At 74.6% G+C, this 26269-nt stretch carries 23 protein-coding genes and 2 pseudogenes; 13 read left to right on the top strand and 12 right to left on the bottom strand.

The genetic code is table 11. The features are described from left to right. The first annotated feature begins 83 nt into the window (after positions 1–83). Positions 84–737: a phosphoribosyltransferase gene (locus BM237_RS11170; RefSeq protein ID WP_093849414.1), complete on the top strand. Its 654-nt coding sequence runs from the start codon at positions 84–86 to the stop codon at positions 735–737. A gap of 51 nt (positions 738–788) precedes the next feature. Here the strand turns inward: BM237_RS11170 and BM237_RS29570 are convergent. The 5 genes and pseudogenes from BM237_RS29570 to BM237_RS11145 form a co-directional block, all read right to left on the bottom strand. Then, positions 789–974 (bottom strand): annotated as a pseudogene (locus BM237_RS29570) (epoxide hydrolase); the annotation flags it as partial. A 75-nt stretch (positions 975–1049) separates the two neighbouring features. Then, positions 1050–2237, bottom strand: a complete 1188-nt coding sequence (locus BM237_RS11160; RefSeq protein WP_093849413.1) for a globin domain-containing protein — start codon at positions 2235–2237, stop codon at positions 1050–1052. 109 nt (positions 2238–2346) lie between these two features. Then, positions 2347–2799, bottom strand: coding sequence for an RrF2 family transcriptional regulator (locus tag BM237_RS11155; protein ID WP_093849412.1), 453 nt, complete (start codon positions 2797–2799; stop codon positions 2347–2349). A gap of 12 nt (positions 2800–2811) precedes the next feature. Continuing rightward, positions 2812–4026, bottom strand: a complete 1215-nt coding sequence (locus BM237_RS11150; RefSeq protein WP_093849411.1) for an anhydro-N-acetylmuramic acid kinase — start codon at positions 4024–4026, stop codon at positions 2812–2814. Between the two features lie 92 nt (positions 4027–4118). After that, a complete protein-coding gene (locus tag BM237_RS11145; RefSeq protein ID WP_093849410.1) occupies positions 4119–5468 on the bottom strand; it encodes an MFS transporter in 1350 nt (449 codons plus the stop codon). 286 nt (positions 5469–5754) lie between these two features. Between BM237_RS11145 and BM237_RS11140 the strand changes: the two genes are divergently transcribed. From BM237_RS11140 to BM237_RS11125, 4 genes are all read left to right on the top strand, one after another. Further along, positions 5755–5991 carry a hypothetical protein gene (locus BM237_RS11140; RefSeq protein ID WP_093849409.1) on the top strand — a complete coding sequence of 79 codons (237 nt, stop codon included), beginning with the start codon at positions 5755–5757 and terminating at the stop codon, positions 5989–5991. 167 nt (positions 5992–6158) lie between these two features. Continuing rightward, entirely contained in the window at positions 6159–7505 is a 1347-nt protein-coding gene (locus BM237_RS11135; RefSeq protein ID WP_093849408.1) for a 6-phospho-beta-glucosidase, read from the top strand. Between the two features lie 90 nt (positions 7506–7595). Next, a complete protein-coding gene (locus BM237_RS11130) occupies positions 7596–8006 on the top strand; it encodes an SRPBCC family protein (protein WP_093849407.1) in 411 nt (136 codons plus the stop codon). A 130-nt stretch (positions 8007–8136) separates the two neighbouring features. Continuing rightward, positions 8137–8538 carry an OsmC family protein gene (locus BM237_RS11125; RefSeq protein ID WP_093849406.1) on the top strand — a complete coding sequence of 134 codons (402 nt, stop codon included), beginning with the start codon at positions 8137–8139 and terminating at the stop codon, positions 8536–8538. Between the two features lie 71 nt (positions 8539–8609). On the opposite strand, the gene BM237_RS11120 is transcribed toward BM237_RS11125, so the two are convergent. From BM237_RS11120 to BM237_RS11110, 3 genes are all read right to left on the bottom strand, one after another. Then, a complete protein-coding gene (locus BM237_RS11120; protein WP_245793546.1) occupies positions 8610–10058 on the bottom strand; it encodes a type 1 periplasmic-binding domain-containing protein in 1449 nt (482 codons plus the stop codon). Positions 10059–10063: 5 nt separating this feature from the next. Beyond that, positions 10064–12037, bottom strand: coding sequence for a hypothetical protein (locus BM237_RS11115; protein WP_093849404.1), 1974 nt, complete (start codon positions 12035–12037; stop codon positions 10064–10066). A 158-nt stretch (positions 12038–12195) separates the two neighbouring features. Beyond that, the gene (locus tag BM237_RS11110; protein WP_093849403.1) at positions 12196–13053 is read right to left on the bottom strand and encodes a 3-hydroxyacyl-CoA dehydrogenase family protein; all 858 of its coding nucleotides are present in this window, start codon (positions 13051–13053) and stop codon (positions 12196–12198) included. Between the two features lie 239 nt (positions 13054–13292). Between BM237_RS11110 and paaI the strand changes: the two genes are divergently transcribed. From paaI to BM237_RS11085, 5 genes are all read left to right on the top strand, one after another. Then, the gene (gene paaI, locus BM237_RS11105) at positions 13293–13754 is read left to right on the top strand and encodes a hydroxyphenylacetyl-CoA thioesterase PaaI (protein ID WP_093849402.1); all 462 of its coding nucleotides are present in this window, start codon (positions 13293–13295) and stop codon (positions 13752–13754) included. Continuing rightward, the gene (gene paaK / locus BM237_RS11100) at positions 13751–15109 is read left to right on the top strand and encodes a phenylacetate--CoA ligase PaaK (protein ID WP_093849401.1); all 1359 of its coding nucleotides are present in this window, start codon (positions 13751–13753) and stop codon (positions 15107–15109) included. Before paaI ends, paaK begins: the two co-directional genes overlap by 4 nt. Before the next feature lie 161 nt (positions 15110–15270). After that, complete coding sequence (locus tag BM237_RS11095) at positions 15271–15756, top strand: MSMEG_6728 family protein (protein WP_093849400.1); 486 nt, start codon at positions 15271–15273, stop codon at positions 15754–15756. A 197-nt stretch (positions 15757–15953) separates the two neighbouring features. Next, on the top strand, positions 15954–17699 hold the full coding sequence (locus BM237_RS11090) for a SpoIIE family protein phosphatase (RefSeq protein WP_245793545.1): 1746 nt from the start codon (positions 15954–15956) through the stop codon (positions 17697–17699). A 29-nt stretch (positions 17700–17728) separates the two neighbouring features. Then, complete coding sequence (locus tag BM237_RS11085; protein WP_093849399.1) at positions 17729–18760, top strand: cobalamin B12-binding domain-containing protein; 1032 nt, start codon at positions 17729–17731, stop codon at positions 18758–18760. 42 nt (positions 18761–18802) lie between these two features. On the opposite strand, the gene BM237_RS11080 is transcribed toward BM237_RS11085, so the two are convergent. Both BM237_RS11080 and BM237_RS11075 read right to left on the bottom strand, forming a co-directional pair. Continuing rightward, positions 18803–19174 carry a hypothetical protein gene (locus BM237_RS11080; RefSeq protein WP_217655826.1) on the bottom strand — a complete coding sequence of 124 codons (372 nt, stop codon included), beginning with the start codon at positions 19172–19174 and terminating at the stop codon, positions 18803–18805. A gap of 145 nt (positions 19175–19319) precedes the next feature. After that, positions 19320–21176: a SpoIIE family protein phosphatase gene (locus BM237_RS11075; RefSeq protein ID WP_093849398.1), complete on the bottom strand. Its 1857-nt coding sequence runs from the start codon at positions 21174–21176 to the stop codon at positions 19320–19322. A 328-nt stretch (positions 21177–21504) separates the two neighbouring features. Between BM237_RS11075 and BM237_RS11070 the strand changes: the two genes are divergently transcribed. Further along, positions 21505–22752, top strand: coding sequence for an FUSC family protein (locus BM237_RS11070; RefSeq protein WP_093849397.1), 1248 nt, complete (start codon positions 21505–21507; stop codon positions 22750–22752). A 178-nt stretch (positions 22753–22930) separates the two neighbouring features. Beyond that, positions 22931–23965, top strand: coding sequence for a sigma-70 family RNA polymerase sigma factor (locus tag BM237_RS11065; RefSeq protein WP_093849396.1), 1035 nt, complete (start codon positions 22931–22933; stop codon positions 23963–23965). 66 nt (positions 23966–24031) lie between these two features. On the opposite strand, the pseudogene BM237_RS30275 reads toward BM237_RS11065, so the two are convergent. Next, positions 24032–24319: pseudogene (locus BM237_RS30275) on the bottom strand (STAS domain-containing protein); the annotation flags it as partial. A gap of 244 nt (positions 24320–24563) precedes the next feature. On the opposite strand from BM237_RS30275, the gene BM237_RS11055 reads away from it, so the two are divergent. Then, on the top strand, positions 24564–25313 hold the full coding sequence (locus tag BM237_RS11055) for an SDR family oxidoreductase (RefSeq protein ID WP_093849395.1): 750 nt from the start codon (positions 24564–24566) through the stop codon (positions 25311–25313). Positions 25314–25395: 82 nt separating this feature from the next. Here BM237_RS11055 and BM237_RS11050 read toward each other — a convergent pair whose 3' ends face one another. After that, complete coding sequence (locus BM237_RS11050; protein ID WP_093849394.1) at positions 25396–26250, bottom strand: MerR family transcriptional regulator; 855 nt, start codon at positions 26248–26250, stop codon at positions 25396–25398. Positions 26251–26269 lie beyond the last annotated feature (19 nt).

Below are 26269 nucleotides of genomic sequence, written 5' to 3'. Positions count from 1 at the left end.
CCTCCCGCCGCCGCCGTACCGCTGCCGCACCGGCCTCCGGTCTCCGCGCGGCAGGGACGCAGGGAAGCGAAGGGAGACGGATCATGCGCTTCCACGACCGCACGCAGGCGGGCCGGATGCTCGCCGAGCCGCTGCGGGACCTCCGGCGCGCCGGGGAGATCGGCGACCCGCTGGTGCTGGCCCTCCCCCGGGGCGGCGTCCCCGTCGGCGAGGAGGTCGCCCGCGCGCTGCACGCGCCGCTGGACGTACTGGTCGCCCGCAAGATCGGCGCGCCGTTCAACCCGGAGTTCGGCATCGGGGCGATAGCGGGCGAGGGACCACCGCTGTTCGACGAGCAGTCCCTGCGGATGCTCGGCCTGACGCCTGGGGACCTGACCGGGCAGGTCGAGCGGGAGCGGGCGGAGCTGCGCCGCCGCGAGCACCTGTACCGCGGCGGCCGTCCCGCCCTGGAGCTGCGGGGCCGCACGGTGATCGTCGTCGACGACGGGCTGGCCACCGGCGTCACCGCGCGCGCCGCGCTGCACGCCGCCCGCATCCTGGAGCCGAAGCTGCTGATCCTGGCCGTCCCGGTCTCCTCCGTGCAGGCGGCAGCGGCGCTGGAGCAGGTGACCGACCGCCTGGTGTGCCTGGAGACGCCGCCGTCCTTCCAGGGGGTCGGGCAGTGGTACGAGGACTTCCACCAGGTCGGCGACGAGGAGGTGATCGCCGCCCTGAGGTCCTCGGCCGCCGCGCGCTGAGGGCGCGGCGGCCCGGGCCGGAAGCGCGGGGGCCGGGGCGCCGAGTCGCGTTCACCGACTGGCGGCCAGTACTGCCGCGAGGCCTTCTCGCGGGTCTTCGACGAAATACCCGGGAACCTCCGGCGACGGGAAATGCCCGCCGTTTCCGGGCGACCTCCATCGGACGATCCGCCGGTACCGCTCCTGCGCCCAGGGACGCGGGCACTTCTCGATGTCACGGGGATACATGGTCAGCGCCTACCGCGCCCGCCGCGCAGCGGGGTGTGATCCGGCTCGCCCGCCCCGGGGGCGGGCGAGCCGGGCGGCAGGGGCTCAGGCGTCGAGGCCCAGGTCGGGTCCGAAGGACTCGTAGTGGATGCGGGAGGCGGGGACGCCGCTCTCCAGCAGCTGGGTGCGCACCGAGCGCATGAACGGCACCGGCCCGCACAGGTAGGCGCGGACTCCCTCGGGGATCTCGACGCCCGACAGGTCCACCAGTCCGGTGCGCTCGGCCGGCCACCGGCCCTCGGGGCGCTCGTACCAGACGTGGAGGGCGGCGTCGGGCAGCTTGGCGGTCAGCAGTCGCGTCTGCTCGCGGAAGGCGTGGGAGGACTCGGTGCGGTCGCCGTGCACCACGGTGGTGCGGCGCGGGGAGCCGGTGGCGGCCAGATGGGCCAGCATGCTGACCATCGGGGTGCAGCCGATGCCCGCCGAGGCGAGCAGGACCGGGCCGTCGCCGTCCTCCAGCGCCACGTCGCCGAAGGGCGCGCCGACGGTGAGCACATCGCCCTCGCGGACGTTCTCGTGCAGCCAGTTGGAGACCTCGCCGGCCGGGTCGCCGCCGACGCGCTTGACCGATATCCAGCGGTCGTCGCCGTCGGGGGCACAGGAGAGGCTGTACTGGCGGATCTGCCGCGCCCCGTCGGGCAGGGTGACCTGGACGGAGACGTACTGCCCCGGCCGGAAGGGCGGCACCGGGCCGTCGTCGGCCGGGCGGAGCATGAAGGTCGCCACCTCGGCGGTCTCCTCCATGCGGCCGACCACCTTCCAGGGCCGCCACACGTCCCCGTCGCCGAGGCCGCTCGCGGCGTACAGCCGCGCCTCCATGGCGATCAGGGCACCGGCCATCAGCCAGTACACCTCGTCCCACGCCTCGGCCACCTCGGGGGTGACCGCCTCGCCCAGGACCTCGGCGATGGCGGCGAACAGATGGCGGTGGACGATCGTGTACTGGTCGGCGGTGATGCCCAGGGCCGCGTGCTTGTGGGCGATGCGGGCCAGCATCGCGTCGGGGCGCCGGTCGGGGTTCTCCAGCAGCATGGTGGCGAAGACGGCGATGGAGCCGGCCAGTGCGCGGCTCTGGGTGCCGTTGGCCTGGTTGCCCCGGTTGAACAGGTCGCGCAGCAGCTCGGGGTGGGCGGCGAACATCCTGCGGTAGAAGACCGGGGTGATGTCGTCGATGGCGGCTCCGATGACCGGCAGGGTGGCGCGTACGACGGCGGTGGACTTCTCGGACAGCATCACTGTCTCCTTAATTCGCATTGCATATGCGAGTTTTAGGGCGCGCGGAACCACTCCACGGCACCTCGGTCGGTTCGCGGCCGGCTCGGATACGGGTCGGGCCGGGCGGCTACGTGGGGGACGGCGGGCCGGTGAGCAGGCGGAGCATCACGGGCCCCGCCGATCCGCCCACCAGATCCCGCACCGTCAGCGGGTCGAGCGTCGCGTAGAACGCCTCCTGGGCCTCGTGCAGCGCGGACCGCAGGCGGCACGCGCCGCGCAGCGGGCACGGCGCGGACGGGTCCTCGCAGCCCACCACGTCACCGGCGCCCTCCAGCTGGCGGACGAGCCGGCCGACGGATGCCTCCCGGCCGCGGGAGGTCAGCTCCAGCCCGCCACCCCTGCCCCGCCGGGCCTCCAGCACACCCATGTGCTGGAGGCGGCTCACCACCTTGGACACGTGCGTGTAAGGCGCGGCCACCGATTCGGCGACCTCCCGGGAGGTGGGGACCTCGCCCTCGTCCATCACCGCCAGGCGCATCACCACACGCAGCGCCAGATCGGTGAACTTCGTCAGCCGCATGCCATGACGGTATCAATGCGCATCTCGGATGCGAATTTGGGGGTCGTGTGAAGGTCCGGTCCCGGCCACGTGGAGCCGTACGGGCGCCGGGCCGCCCCAGGGCCGCGGCAGAGGTCCGCCCAGACCCGGTGTGATCGATCCCAGCACCCGGGCGTGGCGCGCGCCGGTGCAGGCCGGGACCGTGCCGGGCAGGCCGAGGACCGTGAGGAAGCCCAGCAGCGCGAAGGCGTACGCCTCCTTGGCGCCGGAGGGCAGACCGAGCCCGTCGGACACGCGAACCGGGATCCCGTCCAGGGCACGGGCCAGCCGGGTCAGCAGCGCGGGGTTGCGGGTGCCGCCGCCCGAGGCGATCACCTCGGTGCCGCCGGCCGCCCGTACGGCGTCGGCGACGGTGCGGGCCGTCAGCTCGGTGAGGGTGGCCAGCACGTCCTCGGCCGGAAGATGCCCGAAACCGGCCAGGGCGGTGCGCAGATAGGCGGCGTCGAACAGCTCCCGGCCGGTGGTCTTCGGCGCGCTCCGGGCGTAGTACGGCTCGGCCAGCAGTCTGTCCAGCAGCGGCCGGCGGACGGCGCCCGCGGCGGCCAGCGCGCCGTCCGCGTCGTGGTCGGCGCGCCCCCCGGTCAGCTCCCGCACGGCCGTGTCCAGCAGCACGTTGGCGGGCCCGGTGTCGTACGCCAGTGGACCGTCCGCCCCGTGCGCCACCGTGATGTTGGCGATGCCGCCCAGGTTGAGCGCGACGGGCGTCCCCGGCCGGTCGCGCAGCCACATCACGTCCAGGGCGCTCACCAGCGGCGCGCCCTGCCCGCCGGCGGCCACGTCGCGCGGGCGCAGGTCGGAGACGACCGCGCGGCCGGTGCGCTCGGCGATCCAGGCGGGCCGGCCGAGCTGGAGGGTGCCGCGCACCCGGCCGCCCTCCGTCCAGTGGTAGACGGTCTGCCCGTGGGAGACGACCAACTCCGCTGCTCCGGAACACAGTTCGTGGTCGGCGCGGTCGGCCGCCGCCGCGAGGGCCTGCCCGAGGAGGGTGTCGAGCCGGCAGACCGCGGCCATGGTGGTGGACGACGGCGGGAGCGCCGCGAGCAGTTCGCGGCGCAGCCCGCCGGGGAAGGCGCACTCCAGGTCGCCCAGCGGGGTCAGGACGACCGTGTCGCCCTCGATCTCCAGATCGGCGGCCGCCGCGTCGATCGCGTCGCAGGACGTTCCCGACATCAGTCCGATCACCCTCATGCCCGTGCCCTCCTCGTTCTTCGCGTCGTCCTCGCCGGTGCGCGCCGTTCGTGCCGTTCGTGCCGTCGCGCCGTCGTGCCGTCCGTGTCCGGTCAGTCCCGCAGCGCGCGCCGGTGGTCGTCGCCGCGCAGCGCGAGCAGCGCGGGCAGGCCCACCGCGCAGACGGCCACCACGTACACCGCGGGGATGTCGGCGTCGCCGGTGCGCTTGATCAGTTCGGTGATGATGAGCCCGGCCGAGCCGGAGAACACCGCGTTGGACAGCGAGTACGCCAGCCCCAGCCCGGTGTAGCGGACGGTGGTGGGGAACATCTCGGCGAGCATCGCCGGGCCGGGCCCGGCCAGCAGCCCCACCGCCGCGCCGGCCGCGAACACCGCCGCCGCCCTGGCCGCCCGGGAGGCGTCCGGGTCCTGGAGGAGGCCGAGCAGGGGGAAGGCGAGGACGATCAGCGCGACCGTGCCCGCGACCATCACGGCCCGCCGTCCGATCCGGTCGCTGAGCGCCCCGGCGGGGAGGATGGCCAGCGCGAAGCCCGCGTTGGCCACGACCGTGGCCAGCAGCGCCTGCTGGAAGGAGGCCCCCAGGGTGCTCTGGAGGTAGGAGGGCATCACGACGAGGAAGGTGTATCCGGCCGCGGACCAGCCCATCAGGCGGCCGACCCCCAGCCCGATGGCACGCCAGGTCGCGGTGGCGGGCGGCGGGGAGGCCACGGCGGGGGCGGCCTTCGCGCCGGAGGCGCGGCGGAAGGAGGGCGTCTCCTCCAGCCGCAGCCGCAGCCACAGCGCGGCCAGCCCCATCGGCACGGCCAGCAGGAACGGCAGCCGCCACCCCCACCCCTGGAGGTCGGCCTCGTCCAGCACCGTGGCCAGCAGGGCGGCCAGGCCGGCGCCGGCGAGCAGGCCGAGCGCCACCGTGAACGACTGCCAGGCCCCGTACAGCCCGCGCCGGCCGGGCGGCGCGAACTCCGTCATCACCGACACCGCACCGCCGAACTCCCCGCCCGCCGACAGCCCCTGGAGGACACGAGCGAGGGTGAGCAGCCACGGCGCGGCGGCGCCCACGGTGGCGTACGTCGGCAGCAGGCCGATGGCCGCCGTGGCGGCGGTCATCAGCGAGACCACCAGGATCAGGGTGGGGCGGCGGCCGATCCGGTCGCCGATCCGGCCGAACAGGGCCGCGCCCACCGGACGGAAGAAGAAGGCCAGCGCGAAGGAGGCGTAGGTCTTCACCAGGGCCTCGACGTCGCTCGCGCCCTCGGGGGTGAAGAACCGTGCGGCGATGATCGTCGCGAAGTACCCGTAGACCCCGAACTCGTACCACTCGATGAAGTTGCCGACCGATCCCGCCACCAGCGCGCGCCGTGACGCGGGCGGCGTGCCTTTCCCGTTTCCGGCCTCGCCGTCCCCGGACTCTCCGCCCCTGGCCTCCGCGGTCGCCGTCATCGTCTCGTCCTCCCGGTCCGCCGGTGCGCGCCCTGCCGGGCCCCGCCGTGGGTGTCACGGCCAGTCATGCCCCGCCGGCGGAGAAGAGATGTCCGGAACCCGGGTCGCATTGTCGGGGGCACGTCATATCGATCACGTCGCGACGCCCCGGCACGTCGGCCGGGCGGGTGGTGGCGGTGCGCCGGTCGGAGCCCGGCCGCCGCGTCGCGGAGGGGTCCGGCGGGCGCCCGACGCCATCCTTGCCGCTGACCCACCCAGCGGACGACCGGCGGAAGGAGCACATGTCATGAGCGTGTGCGAGGTGTGCGGCAACGACTACGAGATGGCCTTCGAGGTGCGCGCGGCGGGCGCCGTCCATGTCTTCGACAGCCTGGAGTGCGCGGCGCACCGGATGGCGCCCATCTGCGAGAACTGCCAGTGCCGCATCCTGGGCCACGGTTCGCAGTCGGCGGACGGACGCTTCTTCTGCTCCGCCCACTGCGCGCGGACGCAGGGGCACGTGGAACTGGTCGACCACGGCTGAGCGGCCGGACGGCCGGGCAGCCGGGCAGCCGGGCAGCCGGGCAGCCGGGCAGCCGGGCCGTAGTACCCCGGCGCGGGGCCGGTGTGAGACCGTGGCGGCGTGAGACATGACGTCGTGACGACCGTGCCGCGGACCGTGTCGGGAGCGGCTGCCGGAGGTGGCCGGGCATGAGGCTCACCGTGCTGGGCGGCGGCGGATTCCGGGTGCCGCTGGTGCACCGGGCGCTGCTGGAGGACCCCGGGGACCGGGCCGGCCGCGTCACCGAACTCGTCCTGTACGACACCGACCGCGACCGGCTGGACGCGATCGGCGCGGTCCTCGCCCACCAGCGCGCACGGCACACCGGCCCGGCCCCCGCGCTGCGCGCCGCCACCGACCTCGACGACGCGCTGCGCGGCGCCGACTTCGTCTTCTCCGCCATCCGGGTCGGAGGCCTGGCCGGCCGGGTGCGCGACGAGCGGATCCCCCTGGCCGAGCGGGTGCTGGGCCAGGAGACGGTGGGCGCGGGAGGCGTGCTGTACGGCCTGCGCACCCTGCCGGTGGCCGTACGCGTCGCCGAGCGGATCGCCGAGCTCGCCCCCGAGGCGTGGACCATCAACTTCACCAACCCCGCGGGGATGGTGACCGAGGCGATGGCCGCCGTCCTGCGCGAACGCGGCCTGGGCGAGCGTGTCATCGGCATCTGCGACTCGCCCGTCGGCCTGTGCCGCCGCGCCGCGCGCGCCCTGGGCGCCGACCCGGACCGCGCCGGCTACGACTACGTGGGCCTGAACCACCTGGGCTGGCTGCGCCGCCTCACGGTGGACGGCCGCGACCGGCTGCCCGAACTGCTGGCCGACCCCGCCGCGCTCGCCTCCTTCGAAGAGGGCAGGCTGTTCGGCGCAGACTGGCTGCGGACGCTGGGCGCGCTGCCCAACGAGTACCTGCACTACTACTACTTCAACCGCGAGGCGGTGGCCGCCGTCCGCGGAGCCCGGGAGACGCGCGGCGAGTTCCTGCGCGGCCAGCAGTCCCGCTTCTACGAGCTGGCGCGGCCGGACGACCCCGCGCAGGCGTACGGCGAGTGGGAGCGCACCCGCCGCGAGCGCGAGGAGACCTATCTGGCCGAGAGCCGCGAGGCCTCCGGCGGCTGGGAGCGCGACAGCTGCGACCTGGAGGGCGGGGGCTACGACCGGGTGGCGCTGGCCCTGATGCGGGCGATCGCCCGGGACGAGCGCACCACTTTGATCCTGAACGTCCCCGGCCGCGGCGCCGTCCCCGGACTGGACGGCGACGCGGTGGTCGAGGTGCCGTGCCTGGTCGACGCCTCCGGCGCGCATCCGCTGGCGGCCGGCGCCGTGGCGGCCGACCAGCTCGGGCTGATGCTCACGCTCAAGGCCGTCGAGCGGGCCGCGATCGAGGCGGCGCGCACCGGTTCGCGCGGGGCGGCGCTGCGGGCGCTGGCGCTGCACCCGCTGGTGGACTCGGTCGGGGTCGCCGGACGGATCCTGGACGCGGCGGGCGGATTCGGCTGACCGGACCGGCGGGGGACGCGGGGGATTCCCGGTCCGGACGGGGGTACCCGGCACCGGGTCCGATGCCGTTCGACCCGAAGGTGAGATCCGGTGAGCGAGTACGAGCGTTCCCGCACCATGCCCGCCCTGCCCGAGCTGGTCTTCGACCAGATCAGCGACCTGGAGCGGCTGGACCGCTGGCTTCCGTCGGACCTCCACGCCCACGTGGGGGACCCCCCGGCCGTGACCGTGCACGAGGACCGCACCGGGCACGACGTGCGGGCCCTGTTCCGCACCCGGCCCGAGCAGCTGCGGGCGGAGTGGGGCACCCGTGACGAGGGCGCGTACGCCGGCTGGCTCCAGGTGGCGGGCATCGGCAGCGGAGCCAGCGAGGTGACCGTGCACCTGTCCTTCTTCGACGAGAGCCACGCGCCCTCCCGGGAGGAGATCGACACCTCCCTCGACCGGAGCCTGGAGAGGCTGGCCGAGGAGGTGCGGATGCGCACCGAGGACGCGGGCTGACGCGAGGCCCCGGCGCGAAGGCCCGGCGCGAGGACCCGGCGAGAGAGCCCGCGGGAAGCGGGCCGGCGCCCGCGAGGCGTCACGCGTTCGGGGGCGCCTCCCGCCGGAGCGCGCGGGTAGACCTTCCCCCATGGCCCCAACCCAACAGGATCTGTACACCGCCCAGGCCCGCTCCCTGCACGGCACCGGCCGGGTGGACGTCTCCGGGAGGGCCGGCCTCCCGGTCGGCGCCCCCAGCGAGCTGGGCGGCAGCGGGCACGGGTACGACCCCGAGCAGCTGTACGCGGCCGCGCTGGCCACCTGTCTGCACCAGGCGCTGGTCATCGCGGCCACCGAGACCGGTGTGGACCCCTCCGGCAGCGAGGTGACCGCCCGCGTCCGGCTCAGCAACGGCGGCGCCCAGCACTACCGCTTCGACGCCACCGCCGACGTCTCGCTGCCCTCCGCCGAGGGGGACCGGCGCAGCCGTGTCATCGAGCAGGCCCTGCGCCTCTGCCCGATCAGCGACCAGCTCGATCCCCCTCCGGCCTGACGGGCCGGGCCCGGACCGCTTCTCCCGCGTCACTTCCCCGGAGCGCCTCCCACCCCGCGCCACCCCTCGCCTCAGCCGCGGGGCGAGAGGACCGTGACGAAGACCGGGTCGCCGTTGGAGGCGAGCTTCAGGATCGGCACCGCCTTGTCGTGCGCGTCGCCGTTCTCCTCGAACGTCAGCGTGCCGCTCGCCCCCCTGACCTGGGCGCTGTCCTCCATGAGCTGGAACATCCTGCCGACCGCCCGGCCGGTGACGCGCGTCCCCCTGCTCGCCATCTGCGCGCCACGGGCCGCGGTCAGCACCGCGTCGTGCGCCATCATCGCCTGGCCGTCGATGTGCCGCTCCCTGCCGAACCACTGCTCCAGCACGCCGCCCTTGCGGAAGGCCGCCTGCACCGCCCCGGGCGCGCCGTCCGGTTCGTCCTTCCACATCTCCGGGTGGGCCAGCCCGGTGTAGAAGACCTGCACTCCGCTGTCGGCGGCCTTTCTGACCTGGTCGTCGGTGAGGTTGGTGGTGTCGTCGCCGGTCATCACGGTGAAGTCCCACTCGGTGCAGAACCGCTCGGCCAGCGCGTCGAGGAAGTGGGTGAGATGCCGTCCCCTCCCGGCGAAGTAGACGGCCTCGGGCCGGTGGAAGCACAACTGGTTCGACAGGATCTGCAGTTCGTTCCTCCAGCTGTCCTCCAGGGAGGAGTCGAACTGCTTGCGTTCGGCGACCAGTTCGTACTCCTTCCCGCCCCGGGGGAACTCCGCGGTGAAGGCGTCGCCCAGGGTGTCGGCGTACAGGTTTCCCTCCGCCACGTCCTGGACCACCATGGCCGTGCGGATCTTCTTCTGTCTGAGGTACCGGGCCGCCACCCTGGCCTCGTCGACATTGGTGGGGGCGACGCGGACGAAGCCCTCCATGCCGCCGATGCCGGTGGCGGTCATCGTGCTGGCCACCGTCGCCAGGCCCGCGTCGGACAGCCTCCTGAGGGCGGCCAGGTTGCGGTCCGTGCTCGGCCCCAGGCCGGTGACCGCCACCAGCGGCTCGCCGCCGTCCCTGAGCCCGATCAACCCGTCGACGGTGTGCCGCCAGTGCGCGGAGCCGCTGCCGGTGTTGGCGATCAGCAGCCTGATCTTCGGGGTGAAGCGCTCGTTGTGCCGCTGCTGCGCCAGATGGGCGCCCTGGAGCTCGTGCCGCACCGACTCCTCGGGGTTGCTGTCGTTCTCACCGACCGTGACGGAGGTCATGTACGCCACGGTGACGTACTTCCCGTCCCCCGCGGTGACCTCCCGGTTCGCCTGCTCGATCCTCCCGCTCACCGCGGCCAGGTGCTCGGCGAAGACGTACGAGCCGTCGGTGGTCCCGACGCACTCCGCTCTCGGCTCCTCCATCCTCGTCACGCCCTGCGCGCACAGGTCGTCGCGGTGGACGTACCAGTCGTGGACGAACAGCGACACCCCGGCCAGGACCGCCAGCACCACGGCGGCGGTGACGGAGCGCTTGACGGTCAGCAGGGAGATCCGGTGTCCGGCCACGACCATCACCCCTCGTCCGCGAGCGTCAGCGGATGGCGCCAGTGCCGGTAGCGCTCGGCCTCGTCGTACAGGGCCACGATCTCACTCCCCCTCAGTTCGGACAGCCGGTCGTACTTGGCCGCTATCACGCTGTTCAGCCGCAGCCCGGGGTCGCCGAGCGGGTCGCTCCACAGCCAGCGCGCGCAGACCAGCCCCCGGATCACCGAGACGTCGGTGATCGAGTGGGTGGGCGCCTCGGGGGCGAGTTCTCCCAGCAGTTCCAGCGGCGAGCGGTCGGCGGGCAGCCGGTTGGGCGCGGAGGTGACCGCGTTGAACAGCCGGATCCAGCGTGCGGCACTCAACTCGCGGAAGTGGCCCGCCATCTGTTCCACCACGTCCTCGACACGGTGCGCCGCCAGCCGGTGGTACATCGTCTCCTCAAACCGGCCCTCCGCCTCGAAGTGGTCCGCCATCAGCTCGTGGACGGCATCCCACTCGCCGGGGTCGGCGGCCAGCCGCCACAGCAGCAGCCTGCGCAGCCACGGGTGCAGGCGCGGCTGCGCGTGCCCGGGTTCCAGCAGCCAGCGCGAGCGCACCTCGTTGAACAGCGACTCCCCGGCGCCGCCCGGGCTCACCGCACCGAGGACCCTGCTGCCCATGGACAGGTCGCGGGCCGCCGCGCACCGCACCAGCGCTTCGCGCTGAGTCTGCGGGAAGTCCTCCAGAAGGTGGTCCAGCGCCACGTCGGCCAGGGTGCCGTGCGGTGCGCGGCGCATCCTCCGGCCGGGCAGGGAGCGCAGCCACAGGTCGAACTCGCCGCTGCCCCGACGGGGCGTGTTGGTCAGGTCCAGGACGTCCATCACCTGCCGTACCGCCACCGGCAGGCCGCGCGTCAGCCGGTACACGAAGGGGGCGAGGCCGGAGTGGCGGGGCGAGGCCAGCTCGATGCCGGTACGCACCTCGTCGAGCGTCAGATCGCGCAGCCGCAGCGGGTACCACCAGGAGTCGTCGCTGTCGTGGGCCGGACGGCGCTCGCGCCAGTCGGCGAGACGGGCCCGGTCCGGGCCGCGCAGCCGCCAGGGCCACTGGTCCCCGGCGGACGAACCCCAGTTCTCCAGCCAGCGGTTGGAGCTGCCCACCACCGTCAGGGGGTCGCAGACGGCCCCGGTCAGGGCGGCGTCGCGGCGGGCGCCGGTGAGCAGCTCCAGGAACAGCCGGCCCTGGTCGGTGTGGCAGTTGTCCAGCAGCAGTAGATAGGAGCCGGGGGCGAACCAGCGGGTGGTGTCGTGGCGGAGGTCGTCGAGGAAAGCGGCGAACAGGACGCGGTCGAGGATCCGCTTCTCCTGCTCGCTGCCGCTGTGCCGCCACATGTTGAGTTCCAGCAGGGCGTCCCAGGCGTCCCGGGAGGGCACCAGCGGGTGGTCGCCGAACCACTGCGGGGCGCCGGCGAAGACCCTCCCCGGCAGTCTGCGACCACCGCGCGCGGCGGCGTCCCGCAGGAGGGCCGCGACCACCGCGGGGGCGCCGTTGGGCGCGCCCAGCGCGCTGCCGGCGACCTCCAGGAAGGCGGAGAGGTAGTCGCCGTGCCGGTCCTCGGCCTGCCGCCGGAACTCCTCGAGCTGCCGCTGGACGGCTCGCCGGCCCTGTGAGCGGTCGGGCATCCGTAACTCGCGGTCCGAGGCGAGCAGGCCGAGTGTGAGCCGGGGGAAGCGCGAGACGCGGTACTGCGGCAGCCTGCGCTCCAGCTGCCGGGCGATCAGGGCGAGGGCGTAGCGGGGCAGCAGTGCCTGGTCCGCGGCGAAGTTGAGGTAGGCGAAGGGGTGTTCCAGTCCGAAGCGGCCCATGACGGCGCCGTGCGCCTCGCTGGCCCCGCTCCCCCGCGGGCCGACCAGCATCGTCACCGGCCGCTCCGTACCGGGCGGCTGGTCCAGGCACTCGGCGACGAGGGCCAGGATGCCGTTGCGCCCCCGCATGCCCGTTCCCGCGCGGGAATCCTCCATCCGACCGGCCCTCCCCCGTGACAATCAACCGTCGGCACACAGGAGGATGCCACCTTCGTTGCACGGGCGACAACGAAAAGCGACCACCCACCGCGGGAAGTACGGAAAGTGCGGGAGGTGCGGTGCCCGCCGCCTTCCGAGGCGCGCGCCGGGGAGCCTCAGTCCTCCCAGGTGTAGAAGCCGCGGCCGGTCTTGCGGCCCAGCTCGCCGCGGGCGACCTTCTCCCGCAGCAGCTCCGGCGGCGCGAAGCGCTCGCCCAGGGTGCCGTGGAGGTACTCGGCGATGGCCAGGCGCACGTCGAGGCCGACGAGGTCGGTCAGCCGCAGCGGCCCCATCGGGTGCTTGTAGCCCAGGCTCATGGCGGCGTCGATGGCCTCGGGCTCGGCGACGCCCTCCTCGACCATCCGGATCGCCTCCAGACCGAGGGCCACGCCCAGCCGGCTGCTGGCGAAGCCGGGCGAGTCCCTGACGACGACGTCCTTCTTGCCCAGGGCGCGGACCCATTCCAGGGCCGTCCGCACGGTGTCGCCCGCGGTCCGTCCGGCCACGACCAGCTCCACCAGGGCGGAGGCGGGCACGGGGTTGAAGAAGTGCATGCCCAGGAACCGCTCGGGGCGGGCCAGCGCGGTGCCCAGTTCGGTGACGGACAGGGAGCTGGTGTTGGTGGCCAGCACCGTCGACTCGCCCACGGCCTTCTCCACGGCGGCGAGCAGCCGGGCCTTGAGGGCGGGGTCCTCGGGGACGGCCTCGACGACCAGGTCGGCGTCGGCGGGCAGGTCCTCCACGGCGGTGACGGTGGTGACGCGGGCCAGGACCCGCTCGGCGGGCTCCTCCAGCCTGCCGCGCTCGGCGGCCCGGCGCAGACCGGTGGCGACGCGCTCCAGGGCCGCCGCGGCGGCCTCCTCGCCGCTCTCCACGACGACCACGGCCGAGCCGGCCGTCGCGAAGGACTGCGCGATGCCCGCGCCCATCCGTCCGCCGCCCACCACGCCGACGGTTCCCGGTGCCGCTGCCATGAGCTCTCCCCTTGTCTGTCGCGTCCGCTGCCATGCCCGCCGTGTCCGCCGGGGGCAGGGCGACCGTACCGGTGGACGTCCCGTCCCTTGACAGGCGGTCCGGGTGTCGGTTTACCTGACGTCGCCGCAAAGCTAACCGAATGGTCGGTCGGGCTCAAGGGGTGCGGATCCGGGTCCGCGGTACCGCACGGCGGCCCTGGGAGGCCCATGACGGTCCACGACTGGAGTGGTGGAGGCGCATGACACAGCTCACGGAGGCCGGACAGGGCCCCGCCCAGCGGATGTTCGCCGCCGACCGGGCCTCCCGGGGCCTGGGCATGGAGCTGCTCCGGGCCGGCGACGGCTCGGCGGCGGTGCGGATGACGGTGACGGCGCACATGGTGAACGGCCACGGCGTCGCGCACGGCGGTTTCCTGTTCACGCTCGCCGACACCGCGTTCGCCTGTGCCTGCAACAGCCGCGGCCCGGTGACCGTGGCGGCCGGGGCGGACGTCGTCTTCACCGCTCCCGCCCACGAGGGCGACGTGCTGCTGGCCGCCGCCGAGGAGCGCGCCCGCTTCGGCCGCAGCGGCGTCTACGACGTGACCGTCCTGCGGGAGGCGGACGGCCTGGTGATCGCCGAGTTCCGCGGACGCAGCCGCACCGTCGGCGAACGCGGCGCGGACGGACGCGGCGCCCCGGCGGGGAAGGATGCCTCATGAGCGGCGGCCCGGCCCATCCCCCGCGCCCGGCCCTCGCCCCGGCCCCGAGGCCGGGGCAGGCGCCCGCCCTCGCCTCGCTGGACGCGGCCGAGCGGATGGACCGCGAGGAGCTGCGTGCCCTCCAGCTCGACCGGCTCCGCTCCACCCTGCGGCACGCGTACGACAACGTGGAGCACTACCGGCGCGCCTTCGAGGCGGCGGGCACCACCCCGGAGGACTGCCGTTCCCTGGCGGACCTCGCGCGCTTCCCGTTCACCACCAAGGCCGATCTGCGCGACACCTACCCCTACGGCATGTTCGCCGTCCCGATGTCGCGGGTGCGCAGGCTGCACGCCTCCAGTGGTACCACCGGGCGCCCCACCGTGGTCGGTTACACCGAGGACGACCTGGAGGTGTGGGCGGACGTCGTCGCCCGCTCCATCCGGGCCGCCGGCGGCCGCCCCGGGCACAGGGTGCACATCGCCTACGGCTACGGCCTGTTCACCGGCGGGCTCGGCGCGCACTACGGGGCCGAGCGGGCGGGCTGCACCGTCATCCCGGCCTCCGGCGGGATGACGGCCCGGCAGGTGCGGCTGATCCTGGACCTCCGGCCCGAGATCATCATGGTGACGCCCTCCTACATGCTCGCCCTCCTCGACGAGTTCGAGCGGCAGGGCGTCGACCCGCGCGACTCCTCCCTGGAGGTCGGGATCTTCGGCGCCGAGCCGTGGACGGAGGGAATGCGCCGCGAGATCGAGGAGCGCGCCGGGCTGCACGCGGTGGACATCTACGGGCTGTCGGAGGTGATGGGCCCCGGCGTCGCGCAGGAGTGCGTGGAGACCAAGGACGGGCCGCACATCTGGGAGGACCACTTCTACCCGGAGGTCGTGGACCCGATCACCGGTGAGGTGCTGCCCGACGGCGAGGAGGGGGAGCTGGTGTTCACCTCGCTGACCAAACAGGCCCTGCCGGTCGTCCGCTACCGCACCCGCGATCTGACCCGGCTGCTGCCGGGCACCGCGCGCCCGGCCTTCCGCCGTATGGAGAAAGTCACCGGCCGCTGCGACGACATGATCATCCTGCGCGGTGTCAACGTCTTCCCCACCCAGATCGAGGAGATCCTGCTGCGGGTCCCCGGCCTCGCGCCGCACTTCCAGATACGGCTCACCCGCCGGGGCCGGATGGACCACATGACCGTGCGCGTCGAGGCCCGCCCGGGCGCCGGGCCCGAGCGGCGCGCGGCCGCGGCGGCGGCCGTCGCCCGTGACGTCAAGGACGGTGTCGGCATCACCGTCGACGTCGATGTCGTCGATCCGGAGACCCTGGAGCGCTCGGTGGGCAAGATCCGCCGCGTCGTGGACGCCCGCGAGGGCTGACCCGGCGGCGCCCCGGGCGTACCACGGACCGTATCGCGGGCCCTACTCGGGGAGGCGGCCGGCCGGGCACCCGGTCGGCCGCCTCCGGACTGCGGCGCGCGGTGCGGACTGCGATGATCGCAGTCCGCACCGAGGGGGAGGAAGGGGATGGACGGGACACCGTGCAGACGTTCCTGCCGCTCGCCGACTTCGCCGGTACCGCCCGTGTGCTCGACGCACGGCGGCTGGGGAAGCAGCGGGTGGAGGCCCTGCAGGTGCTGCGTGCCCTGACCGTCCCCGGTTACGGCTGGGCACGGCATCCGGCCGTGCGCATGTGGACGGGGTACGAGGAGGCGCTGGTCCGCTACGGCATGGAGATCTGCCGCCACTGGCGGCTGGCGGGGCGTGCCGACACCTGTGAGGCCACGATGCTGACCGATCTGCGGCATGCGACCGGCATCGCCGTCCCCCGCTCCCAGGAGGAGCTGGAGGCGGCCGGCGAGCTGCCGCCCTGGCTGGGCGAGCCCTCCTTCCACCGCAGCCACCGCTCCTCCCTGGTGCGCAAGGATCCCGACCACTACGCGCCCCTGTTCCCCGGCGTGCCGGACGATCTGCCGTACGTGTGGCCCGCCTCGGACCGCGACCCCCGCGCCCGGGAGCCGGGGTGAGGACCCGGCCCGGGGGTACGGGAGGAGGGTGGAGGCGGTCGGGGCCCGCGCGGACCGGCGCACGGGGGCGCGAAGGGACTGGTTTGCGCCCCTCACCCCCTCCGCGAGAATCTTGGCAGAGAGCAACCGTCCATCCGTGCCGACCGTCGAAGGGGGGATCGGGCGGAGCACCCCGGGTGCTGTGCCCCTGTTCTTCCGTGAGCGACCCTCCTCGTTCTCCAGGCGTCCTCGGAGACGCGCAAGCCCGCACCGGTGGCGGTGACGGGCCCGCCGCCCCGCACCACCGCGTCCTGGCCGGACCTGCGGTCGAGTCGGCGCCGGAGCCGGTCGTCGCGGTGGACCGGCGGGGGCGGGTGTCGCTGGTGAACGCCGCCGCTCGTGCCCTGCTGCCCGGCCTCGCCCCCGGGGTCCCGCTGGACACCGGCGTGGCGCCCGGCTGGCTGGTCGCCGCCGCACACGGCGGACCGGACACCGGGGCGGCCGAGACGGCCACAGCGGACGAGTCGGCCGGGACGGCGACGGGAGCGGCGGCGCGCGGGCCCCTCCAGGGGCGCGCCTTCACCGCGTACGCCGCTCCCCTGCCGGACGGGCACACCGCCTGGTGGCTGTCGGACGTCACCGGCCGGGAGGACGCCGAGCGGTCGCTGCGGTCGGAACGGGAGAGCACCGCCTTCCTGGCCCGGGCCTCCGCCCGGCTCCAGTCCTCGCTCAACCCGCGCAGGTGCGTGGTGACGACCGCCCGGCTGGCGGCCGGCCATCTCGCCGACGCCGCCGTCGTGGTCCGCCTGTCGCGGGACCGCCGCCCGGAGGTGACCCGGGCGGTCTTCGACGGGCGGCTGGAGGAGGAGACCCTGTCGGCGTCCCCGGAGGAGATGCCGGGGCTGGCCGAGGCTCTGGCGGGCTTCCCACCGGTCTCCTTCCGGTCGGTCGACCCCGGCCGGATCCCCGCGTGGCTGCTGCCCGAGGGGTTCGGCCGCCCGGCCCCGCCGACGGTCGTCCCGCTGCCGGGCAGCGGCGAGATCGCCGGGGCGATGGTGCTGCTGCGCCGTGCCGGGAGCGAGGACGCCGGACCGGAGGACGACACCGTGACCCGGATCTTCGCCGCCCGCGCCGGTGCGGCGATCTCGGCCGCCGCTCTCTACGCGGAGCAGGTCGCCACCGTCGCCGTGCTCCAGCGTGAGCTGCTGCCGCCCGCGCTGCCGCGTCCGGAGGGCGTGGAGCTGGCCGGGGCCTACCGCCCCGCCCAGAGCGCCCAGAGCGTCGGCGGCGACTTCTACGACGTGCATCCGGCCGACGGGCCCGGCCGGGAGACCGACGTCGTACTCGGCGACGTGGCCGGCAAGGGCCCGGAGGCGGCCGTTCTGACGGGGAAGGTCCGCAACACGCTCGCGGCGCTTCGGCTGGTCGAGACCGACCACGTGCGGCTGCTGGACCTACTCAACCGCGCGCTGCTGAGCGGCCCCCAGAACCGGTTCGTCACCCTGGTGCTCGCCTCGTTCGGCGCCCCGGACCCCGGCACCGGCCGGGTCGACCTGCGGCTGACCTCGGCCGGGCATCCGCCGCCGCTGCTCCTGCGGCACGACGGGACGGTGGAGGCCGCCCGCACCTCGGGCACCCTGATCGGCGTGCTGCCGGAGGCGACCGCGACCACCTGCTCCACCACACTCCTGCCCGGGGAGACCTGTCTGCTGTACTCCGACGGCGTCACCGAGGCCAGGGGCGGGCCCTACGGCGAGATGTTCGGGGAGGAGCGCCTGGCCGACGCGCTGGGCTCCTGCGCGGGACTGCACGCCCAGGCCGTCGTCGAACGCGTCGGGATGCTCACCTCCGAGTGGCTGGCGGGCCGGGAGCACGACGACATCGCGCTGGTGGCCGTCACCGCCGCCCACCGCACCCCGCTGAGCGCGGTGGGCGGGACCGTCCGCGCCGGAGACGACCGGTGAGCCCGGGGCCGGAATCCCTCCGGAGCCGGATGGAGGACTTCTGGGCGGCGCTGGAGAACGCGGACGAGCGCTCCGCCGTCGCCCAGGTCACCGAGGCACTGGACCGGGGCCTCGCGCCCGAGGACGTCCTGCTGGAGGTCATCGCGCCCGCGCAGCGGCGGGTCGGCGTGCGCTGGGCGGAGAACCGGCTCACCGTCGCGCAGGAGCACGCGGCCACCGCCGTCAGCGACCGCGCCGTCACCGCGGTCGCCGGCCATCCGGCGGCCCGGGTGCCCGCCCGGCTCGGCCGGGTCGCCGTGGCCTGCGCCGACGGCGAGTGGCACACGCTGCCCGCCCGGCTGGTCGCCGAGGTGCTGCGGCTGCGCGGCTGGCAGGTGGACTTCCTCGGGGCCCATGTGTCCACCCGGCAACTGGTGTCCCATCTGCACTCCACCGGCCCGGACGCGGTGGCCCTGTCGTGCTCCCTGCCCGTACGGCTGCCCGTCGCCCACGCGGCCGTCACCGCCTGCCGGGCCGCCGGCGTGCCCGTGCTGGCGGGAGGCGCCGGGTTCGGCCCGGGCGGCCGCTACGCCCGTCTGCTGGGCGCCGACGCCTGGGCCGGCAGCGCCCGCGGCGCGGCCGAGCGTCTCGCGGCGGGCATCGCGCCCCCGTCCGAGTTGCCCCCGACCGCCGAGGAGGCGCTGCCGCATCTGGCCGACCGCGAGCACGCCCTGGTCGACGAGGCCCGCGGGCGGCTCGTCGACGAGGTGATGGCGGTGCTGCCCGAACGGTTCCCGCAGTTGCGGGAGTACGCCGGGCGTCAGCGGGAGTACACCGTGGAGGACCTCCACCGCGTGGTGGAGTACCTGGTGGCCGCGCTCTACGTCGACGATCCGGGACTGTTCGAGGGCTTCACCGCGTGGACGGGCCGGATCATGACCGCCCGGAACCTGCCCGTCGACGCCCTGTCCGCGGTGCTGGAGGCCATGGCCGACGCCTTCCGCGAGCTGCCCCGCGCCTCGGCGTACATCGCCGCGGCGCAGGCCGCGCTCGACCGCGAACTCCACTCCCCGCCCCCATGACCCGCCGCCCCGCGGGCGGAGCGGGGTACGGTCGGGTCCCGGTCAGCCGGCGACCAGCAGCGCCTGCGGGGCCGCCGCCTTCAGCCGGGTGTTGAGCCAGGACAGCTGACGGCCCGTCTCGCCCTCGCAGCGGTGGGCGAGTTCCAGCAGCTCGCGGTCGCGCGCCCCCTGGGCCGCCTGGGCGACGGCCGTCCAGGTCGTCTGGACGAGAGTGCCCAGCACGTACAGGTCCTGGAGGTCGCGCAGCAGCCCGACGGGTCCCTCGCGGACCCCGGCGAGCCCTTCGGCGTGCAGCCGTTCGGGCTCCTCGACGTCCTCGCCGGCGGCCTGCTCACCGTAGCGGCGGGCGACGGGCTCCAGGAGGCGGACGTGCTCCTCGCTCATCTTCGCCAGGGTGTCGCAGACGTGGTACACGTCGGCCTCCGCGCCACGCGGCGGTACCCCGGGAGGCGGCGGAAATGCGCCCCGGAGGGCGTCTTCCCTCCGGAAGGCGGGCGGTCGGCGTACGGCCGAGGGGGCCGTGCTCCGGGGGGCTCAGGGATTGCCGGGACAGCGGTCCTCAGGGCAGCGGCGGCCTGTCGACGCCGTGGGGCGCCTGTGTGAAGACCTCCTCCGCGTCCATCGCCTCGGCCCCCGGGGCCGACCTGGAGGGGTCCGCCGGGCTGTATGCCGGTTCGCCGCGCGACGGCGGCGGGGTGCGGTCTCCGGGGGCTCCCTCCCCGTACCGCGGCAGCCGCAGGGCCAGCAGGGCGACGTCGTCGCCGCGGGGGTCCATGCGCTCCAGCAGTTCGTCGCAGAACTCCTCCAGACCGTGGCGGGCCAGGGCGGAGGCGTGGCGACACAGCAGCTCCATGCCGGTGTCGATCGGCCTGGTGCGGCTCTCCACCAGGCCGTCGGTGTAGAACACCACCGTCGCCTCCGGCGGCAGGTCCTCGTAGGCGTCGGGCCAGCGCAGCCCCAGGTTCAGGGTCGCGCTCATGCCCAGCAGCGGGCCGTGGCCGGCCTCCAGGAAGCGGGTGCCGCCTCCGGGCTCGACCAGCAGCGGCGGGGGGTGCCCGGCGTTGACCCAGTGCAGCCGCCAGGGTCCGCCCTCGCGGCCCTCGATCCGGGCGAAGACCACGGTGGCCATGGGGGCGTCGCTGGTGTTGGTCATCGCCTCGTCCAGACGTTGCATGATCACGCTGGGCGGCTCCCTGCGGTCCCAGGCCAGGGCGCGCAGCATGTTGCGGACCTCGGCCATGTGGGCGGCGGCCTGAAGGTCGTGGCCCGCCACGTCCCCGATGACCATCGTGGTGACGCCGTCCTCCAGCAGGAAGGCGTCGTACCAGTCCCCGCCGATCTCGGCCGCCACCTGGGCGGGCCGGTAGCGGGCGGCCATCTGCAGATGGTCCACCTGGGGCAGCGGGGTCAGCAACTGGCGCTGCATGGTCTCGGCGACGTGCCTCTGCTGGTCGAAGAGGCGGGCGTTGTCCATGGCCAGCCCGGCCCGGCGGCCGATGTCCGCGAGCATCATCACCTCGTCCTCGGTGTACGGGGGCGAGTCGCCGGTGCGCGCCGCGGTGAAGGCGCCGAAGACCCGGCGGCGGCTGTGCAGCGGCACCACCACCGCACTGTGCCCGCCGAGCCGGTCGAACAGCCACCGGTGGGCCGCGGTGAGGGGGGTGTCGGGTTCGCGTGCGAGGTCCGCGGCGTCCAGCGACACCGTCCCGGCGCCGCGCAGGGCGCGCACCAGGTCCGCGCCCGCGGACTCCGCCAGCGGCGGCAGGGGCCCCTCCAGTTCCCCGGCCGCCTCCGGGTCCGCGGCGCTGTGCACGGCGACGCGCCGTACCTCGTCCGGCTGCCCGGTGAGCACGTCCACCGCCGTCCAGTCGGCCAGGTCCGGCACCAGCATCCGGCCCAGCTTCCGGAGCACCCGGGGGATGTCCAGACTGGAGATGAGGACGGAGGAGACCTCCGACACCACGGTCAGCCTGGTGGTCAGGGCCTCCAGCGCCTGAAGGTAGGCGGCCGTCTGCCGCTCGGCGGCCCGGCGCACGCTGAAGTCGTGGAAGGCGAGGACCAGACCGGCCGGCTCCCCCGGCAGCTCCAGCGGGGCGGCCGACCAGATGACCGGGAGGGTGGTGCCGTCGCCCCTCAGCAGGTACTCGTCGCCCCCCTCGCGGGGGCGGCCGTCGGCGAGGACCTCGAGCATCCGGCAGTTCTCCCGGGGGATCCGCTCCCCGTCCGCGTCGCGGTGCAGCAGGTCGTGCATGTCGTGGCCCAGCATCCGCGCCGCGGGCCGCCCCACCATCCGCTCGGCCCGTGGGTTGGCGGCGATCAGGCGGCCCGCGGCATCCGTGGCGTAGATGCCCGTGCCCAGGCCGTCGAAGACCGCGCGCAGGACACCGGGCTCCCCTGCCCGGTCGGCCCCGCTCATCGCCCCTGCCGTCCCTGGTGGTCCCACTGCCCTTCACCGCCTCCTCGCGCGGCCGACCGCCGCGTCCCGTGCTGCCCGTACCGGCATCGCGCGCCCGCGTACGCCCGGTCCGCGGCACTGCCGGTTACCCGGTTCCCGCTTCCCCAGACATCGCGCACACCCGGCGGACGGGTGTGATCCGCCCGAGTGGGCGGGGTGCGACGGGCGGCCGGGGGACGGTTGCGGGCCGCAGTGGGAGGACACACGGGTGGGGTGGTGGGAGGACACACGGGTGGGGTGGTGGGAGGACACACGGTATCGATCTTCCCCGGGAGGGAAGGGCGGTAGTGTGCCTGAAGTTCCCGTACCCGTGATCGAGCTGGTGCGGCGGCGCAGGGAGCCGGTGGTCGTCCAGGCCCTCCGCTCCACGGCGGCCGCGACGCTCGCCTACTCCGCCGCCCTCTGGCTGACCGACGCCCGGGCCCCGCTGCTGGCCCCGCTGACCGCGCTGCTGGTCGTCCAGGTCACGCTGTTCGCCACGATCACCAAGGGCATCACCCGGGTCAACGCCGTGGTGGCCGGGGTCACGGTGGCCGTCGGCTTCAGCGCCCTGGTGGGCCTGAGCTGGTGGAGTCTGGGCCTGCTCATCCTCACCTCCCTGGCCGTCGGGCATCTGGTGCGGGCCGGCGACTTCATCCCCGAGGTGGCGATCAGCGCCATGCTGGTGCTGGGGGTCTCCCACGCCACGGACCTGGCCCTGAGCCGGGTGCTGGAGACCCTGATCGGCGCCGCGGTCGGCCTGCTGTTCAACTTCCTGTTCGTGCCTCCGGTGTGGGTGCAGCCCGCCGAGGAGGCGCTGGTGGACCTGGCCGGCCGGATGCGGCTGCTGCTGTTGCGCATGGGCGAGCAGCTGAGCACTCCCACCCCGGTGCACCGGGCGGCCGCCCGCCTCCACGAGGCACGGCGGCTGGACAACGACATCGCGCAGGTCGACGCCTCACTCGTCCAGGCCGAGGAGAGCCTGCGCCTGAACCCCCGGGTCAAGGAGGCGCTGCTGTCCCGGGTCGTGTTGCGCACGGGCCTGGACACCCTGGAGATCTGCACCACCGTGATGCGCGCGATGTCGCGGACCCTCACCGACCTGGCCAGGGAGCGTGAGGAGGAACCGCTGTTCCCGCACGAGGTGGCCGAGGCCGTGGAGGATCTGTTCGGCAACGTCGCCGGAGCGGTGCAGAGCTTCGCCGTCCTGGTCACCAGCGCCGAGAGCGCCAGTTCCGAGGAGGCGGAGGACCGGCTGGCGGCCGAGATGGAGGCCGGGCGCGCCGGGCGCGAGCGGGTCGCCCACCTGCTGCTCGCCCGCGTCCAGGAGCATCCGCGCCAGTGGCATCTGCTGGGGGCTCTGCTGTCGGAGTTCGACCGGGTGCTGGACGAGCTGGACGTGGAGAAGCGCTCGACGCGCCTGGCGGAGGAGCTGGACCGCTACACCCGTGAGGAACGGGACCGGCACCCGGTGCTGTACGAGTTCAGGCGCCGTTTCCGGCTGCCCCGCCGCCCTCGCCGCCGCCGCGGTCCCGGCACCGAGCGGGCGGAGATCTGAGCACGCCCGGTCCGTGCCGGGTCCGGGCCCGGTCCGTGCCGGGGCGCGATTGTCAGTGGCCGGTGGTTTGCTGGGAAGCGGTCGGCCGAAGCCTCGGCGGGCCGGTCCAAAAATGTGCGCCGCGCCCCTGCCACCGGGCGGAGGGGCCGGACGAGGACGAGGGTCACAGGGGGCCCCGATGAGTGACGTCGCCACGGCGGGCAGCACGAAAGGCGCGGCCACGCGCGAGTCCGCGGAACCGGAGCGCGCGGAGCTGCGGCTGGAGCGGCACCGGGTGGAGCTGACGGGCTACTGCTACCGGATGCTGGGGTCGGCCTTCGAGGCGGAGGACGCCGTACAGGAGACGATGGTCCGCGCCTGGCGCGCCCTGGACCGCTTCGAAGGGCGCTCCTCGCTGCGGTCGTGGCTGTACCGCATCGCCACCAACGTGTGCCTGGACATGCTCGGAGGCAGCCGGCGGCGCGCCCGCCCCATGGATCTGTCCTCCCCCTCGGGGGCGGAGAACCCGCCCGGGCCCGCCCTCCCGGAGACCGCCTGGGTGGAGCCGATGCCGAGCGGCCGGATACTGCCCGGCGGCGATCCGGCCGAGACGGCCGTGACACGGGAGTCGGTCCGGCTGGCCTTCGTCGCGGCCCTCCAGCACCTGCCGCCCCGGCAGCGTGCGGTCCTGATCCTGCGCGAGGTGCTCGCCTGGCGGGCGAGCGAGGCCGCCGAGCTGCTGGGCACCACGGTCGCGTCGGTCAACAGCGCGCTCCAGCGCGCCCGCGCCACGCTCGCCTCCGCCGAGATCACCGTCGGCGAGATCGCCGCCCACGGGAGCACGGACTCGATGGACGAGGAGCAGCGGGCGCTCCTCGCCCGCTACGTCAGCGCCTTCGAGTCCTACGACCTCGACGCCCTCACCGCGGTGCTGCACGACGACGCGACGCTGTCGATGCCGCCCTACGAACTGTGGCTGCGCGGCCATGCCGACATACGGGCGTGGCTCACCGGGCACGGCGCGGGCTGCCGGGGGTCACGCCTGATTCCGGTCACGGCGAACGGCTGCCAGGCGTTCGGGCAGTACCGGCCGGATCCGGACGGCGGCTTCTCCCCCTGGGCACTGCAGGTCGTGGAGGTGTCCGGCGGCAGGATCACCGCGCTCAACGCCTTTCTGGACACCGCGCGGCTGTTCCCCCTGTTCGGGCTGCCCGCGCGCCTCGCTGCCCGCTGAGCGCCCCCGGCACGGCACCGCGCCGGCGCCCGCTCCGACGGTGGGCACCGCCCCGTCCAGCCCCGCCCAGGCGATGAGGCGCAGCAGCTCGTCGTCGGCTTCGCCCAGCCGTATCCGGCGGCCCATGCGTCGGGCGGTGAGCTGCATCCGGGCCAGCGCCTCGACGGTGACCATGTCCGCCGCGCAGAACTCCCCGGCGTCCACGACGACCGGGTCCGTCCGGGTGCGGTTCAGCACGCGGTGCAACCGCTCGCACAGCCGCGGTATGCCGGCGCGGGTGACCGGGCCGTCGGCGGCCAGTACGAGCGAGGCCGCCTCCCGGCCGGGTGTCCGCGCTTCCTCATGAGCTGCCAAGGCCGGGCCTCCTGGTCATCGGGGGGCATACGGGGTCACCGGGGCAGACCGGCCGGCCGAGCGGAACTCATCGCCCGCCGCCTGGCCACCGGCACGGCGGCCCCGCCCGGCGGTACTCCGTCCGGGTGAAACGGGCGATGTCCGTCCGCCGCCGGGCGGGCGGTGGCCGTTTCGGCCTCCGCCCGGGGGGCACTCCGGCGCGGACGCCACAGCGGCCGCAGCGGCCGAGTGAGGAGGCAGCACCGTGGGCGGAGCGGTACGGCTGGATCTGGAGGGCAGGAACGCGCTGGTGACGGGCGGCGCCCGCGGTCTGGGCGCGTCCATCACCCGCCGTCTCGCACGGGCCGGGGCCGCCGTGCGGGTGGTGGACGTGCGCCGTGAGGAGGGCGAGAAGTTCTGCGCCCGGCTCAGCGAGGAGGAGGGCGCGGACGTCCGCTTCCTGGAGGTGGACGTACGCGATCCGGAGGCGGTCGAGACGGCCTTCCGGGGGCTGGACGAGGCGTCCTGGCCCCTGGACGTCCTGGTCAACAACGCCGCCGTGGACGTCTCCAAACCGATCGAGCACCTGTCCGCCGAGGAGGTCACCCGGGTGGTCTCCACCAACCTGCTGGGACCGATGTACATGTGTCTGGAGACCTACCGGCGCATGGTCGCCCGCGGCGGCGGACACATCGTCAACATCCTGTCCACCGCGTCCAACCGCACCTGGACCGAGGCCGGCCCGTACTCGGCCGGCAAGTCGGGGCTGCGCGCCTTCACCCACACCCTCTTCAAGGAGGCCCAGCGCGACTGCGCCGGCATCGGGGTCACCGGGGTGATCGCGGGTGGCATGGAGACCCCGTTCGTGACGGAGCGTTTCCCCGACGCGGACACCTCCAAGCTGCAGAGTCCCGACATCGTGGCGGACGCGGTCATCTGCGCGCTGGCGGTCCCCGAGGGCAGCGTGATGCCCGAGGTGGTCGTGGTGCCGCGCAGCGAGACCTCCTGGCCATGACCGGACCGGCGCACGAGGCGGGCCGGTGTCCGCTCCCGCCCCGGCGGCGGGGCGGGAGCGGACACCGACGGCGGGGCGGGGGTCAGGCCCGCGTGATCGGCTCCTGGAGCTCGGTCACCCACTTCTCCCTGTCCCGCGGGCACTCCAGGTACAGCTCCCGCGCGTAGCCGGCCGAGCGGTACCCGCCGGTGTCGATCCAGCGGGCCAGGGCCTGGGCCGTGGGCATGACGCGGTCCATGGGGCCGCGGTGGACAATGGTGGCGGCCTGCTCGATGCCGGGCAGGTCCACGGTCTCGAAGCCGTCCTCCGCCCCGGCCCCGGTCCCGGTCCCGGCCCCGGCTCCGACCCCGGCCGCGACCGTGATGCCGGCGTGGACGACGACCGCGCCGCCCCCGCCGGGGGCGTCCTCGTACCAGGCGATGCCCGGCCCGGCCGCCTCCACCCCGGCCCGCTCCAGCCGGCGGCACAGTTCGTCGTACAGCGGCTGGACGACCGGGCCGATGTGCTCGGGCCCGAAGCTGTCGGCGATGCCGGTCAGCTCGGCCACCCGTACCGGCGGGATGCTCTTGACCACGATGTCCTCGGTGGGCATGTGTCCCTCGCTCTCGATGGTCCGGAGCCTCGCCTCGACCCGGGCCAGCCGCGCGGTGGCGGCCGCCACCGCGTCCTCCAGCTCCGCCCGCCGCAGTCCGAGCATCCCGCGCAGTTCCTCGGTGCCCGGGCGCTCGTCGAGGATCGTCCTCACCTGTTCGAGGGTGAAGCCGAGGTCCTTCAGTGCGATGACGCGGTTGAGCCGGGCGAGCTGGCCCGCCTCGTAGAAGCGGTAGCCGCTGACCGGATCGGTCCGGGCGGGGCGCAGCAGCCCGATCGTGTCGTAGTGCCGCAGCATGCGGACCGACACGCGGCCGTGCCTGGCGAAGTCTCCGATGGTGAACATGACGCTCCCTACTCCAGGG

It is taken from the genome of Streptomyces mangrovi (assembly GCF_900114215.1).
In the GTDB taxonomy this organism is placed as follows: Bacteria; Actinomycetota; Actinomycetes; order Streptomycetales; family Streptomycetaceae; genus Streptomyces; species Streptomyces barkulensis.
Note: the sequence above shows the minus strand (reverse complement) of the source record. Positions and strands in the feature narration are given on the sequence as shown.

Bases quoted from the DNA above. Each gene is read 5' to 3' on its own strand.
- BM237_RS11065 (WP_093849396.1), top strand. From the start codon at position 22,931: ATGAGTGACGTCGCCACGGCGGGCAGCACGAAAGGCGCGGCCACGCGC.
- paaI (WP_093849402.1), top strand. From the start codon at position 13,293: ATGACACAGCTCACGGAGGCCGGACAGGGCCCCGCCCAGCGGATGTTC.
- BM237_RS11155 (WP_093849412.1), bottom strand. From the start codon at position 2,799: ATGCGGCTGACGAAGTTCACCGATCTGGCGCTGCGTGTGGTGATGCGC.
- BM237_RS11140 (WP_093849409.1), top strand. From the start codon at position 5,755: ATGAGCGTGTGCGAGGTGTGCGGCAACGACTACGAGATGGCCTTCGAG.
- BM237_RS11050 (WP_093849394.1), bottom strand. From the start codon at position 26,250: ATGTTCACCATCGGAGACTTCGCCAGGCACGGCCGCGTGTCGGTCCGC.
- BM237_RS11170 (WP_093849414.1), top strand. From the start codon at position 84: ATGCGCTTCCACGACCGCACGCAGGCGGGCCGGATGCTCGCCGAGCCG.
- BM237_RS11115 (WP_093849404.1), bottom strand. From the start codon at position 12,037: ATGGAGGATTCCCGCGCGGGAACGGGCATGCGGGGGCGCAACGGCATC.
- BM237_RS11075 (WP_093849398.1), bottom strand. From the start codon at position 21,176: ATGAGCGGGGCCGACCGGGCAGGGGAGCCCGGTGTCCTGCGCGCGGTC.
- BM237_RS11160 (WP_093849413.1), bottom strand. From the start codon at position 2,237: ATGCTGTCCGAGAAGTCCACCGCCGTCGTACGCGCCACCCTGCCGGTC.
- BM237_RS11110 (WP_093849403.1), bottom strand. From the start codon at position 13,053: ATGGCAGCGGCACCGGGAACCGTCGGCGTGGTGGGCGGCGGACGGATG.
- BM237_RS11135 (WP_093849408.1), top strand. From the start codon at position 6,159: ATGAGGCTCACCGTGCTGGGCGGCGGCGGATTCCGGGTGCCGCTGGTG.
- BM237_RS11125 (WP_093849406.1), top strand. From the start codon at position 8,137: ATGGCCCCAACCCAACAGGATCTGTACACCGCCCAGGCCCGCTCCCTG.
- paaK (WP_093849401.1), top strand. From the start codon at position 13,751: ATGAGCGGCGGCCCGGCCCATCCCCCGCGCCCGGCCCTCGCCCCGGCC.
- BM237_RS11085 (WP_093849399.1), top strand. From the start codon at position 17,729: ATGGAGGACTTCTGGGCGGCGCTGGAGAACGCGGACGAGCGCTCCGCC.
- BM237_RS11150 (WP_093849411.1), bottom strand. From the start codon at position 4,026: ATGAGGGTGATCGGACTGATGTCGGGAACGTCCTGCGACGCGATCGAC.
- BM237_RS11145 (WP_093849410.1), bottom strand. From the start codon at position 5,468: ATGACGGCGACCGCGGAGGCCAGGGGCGGAGAGTCCGGGGACGGCGAG.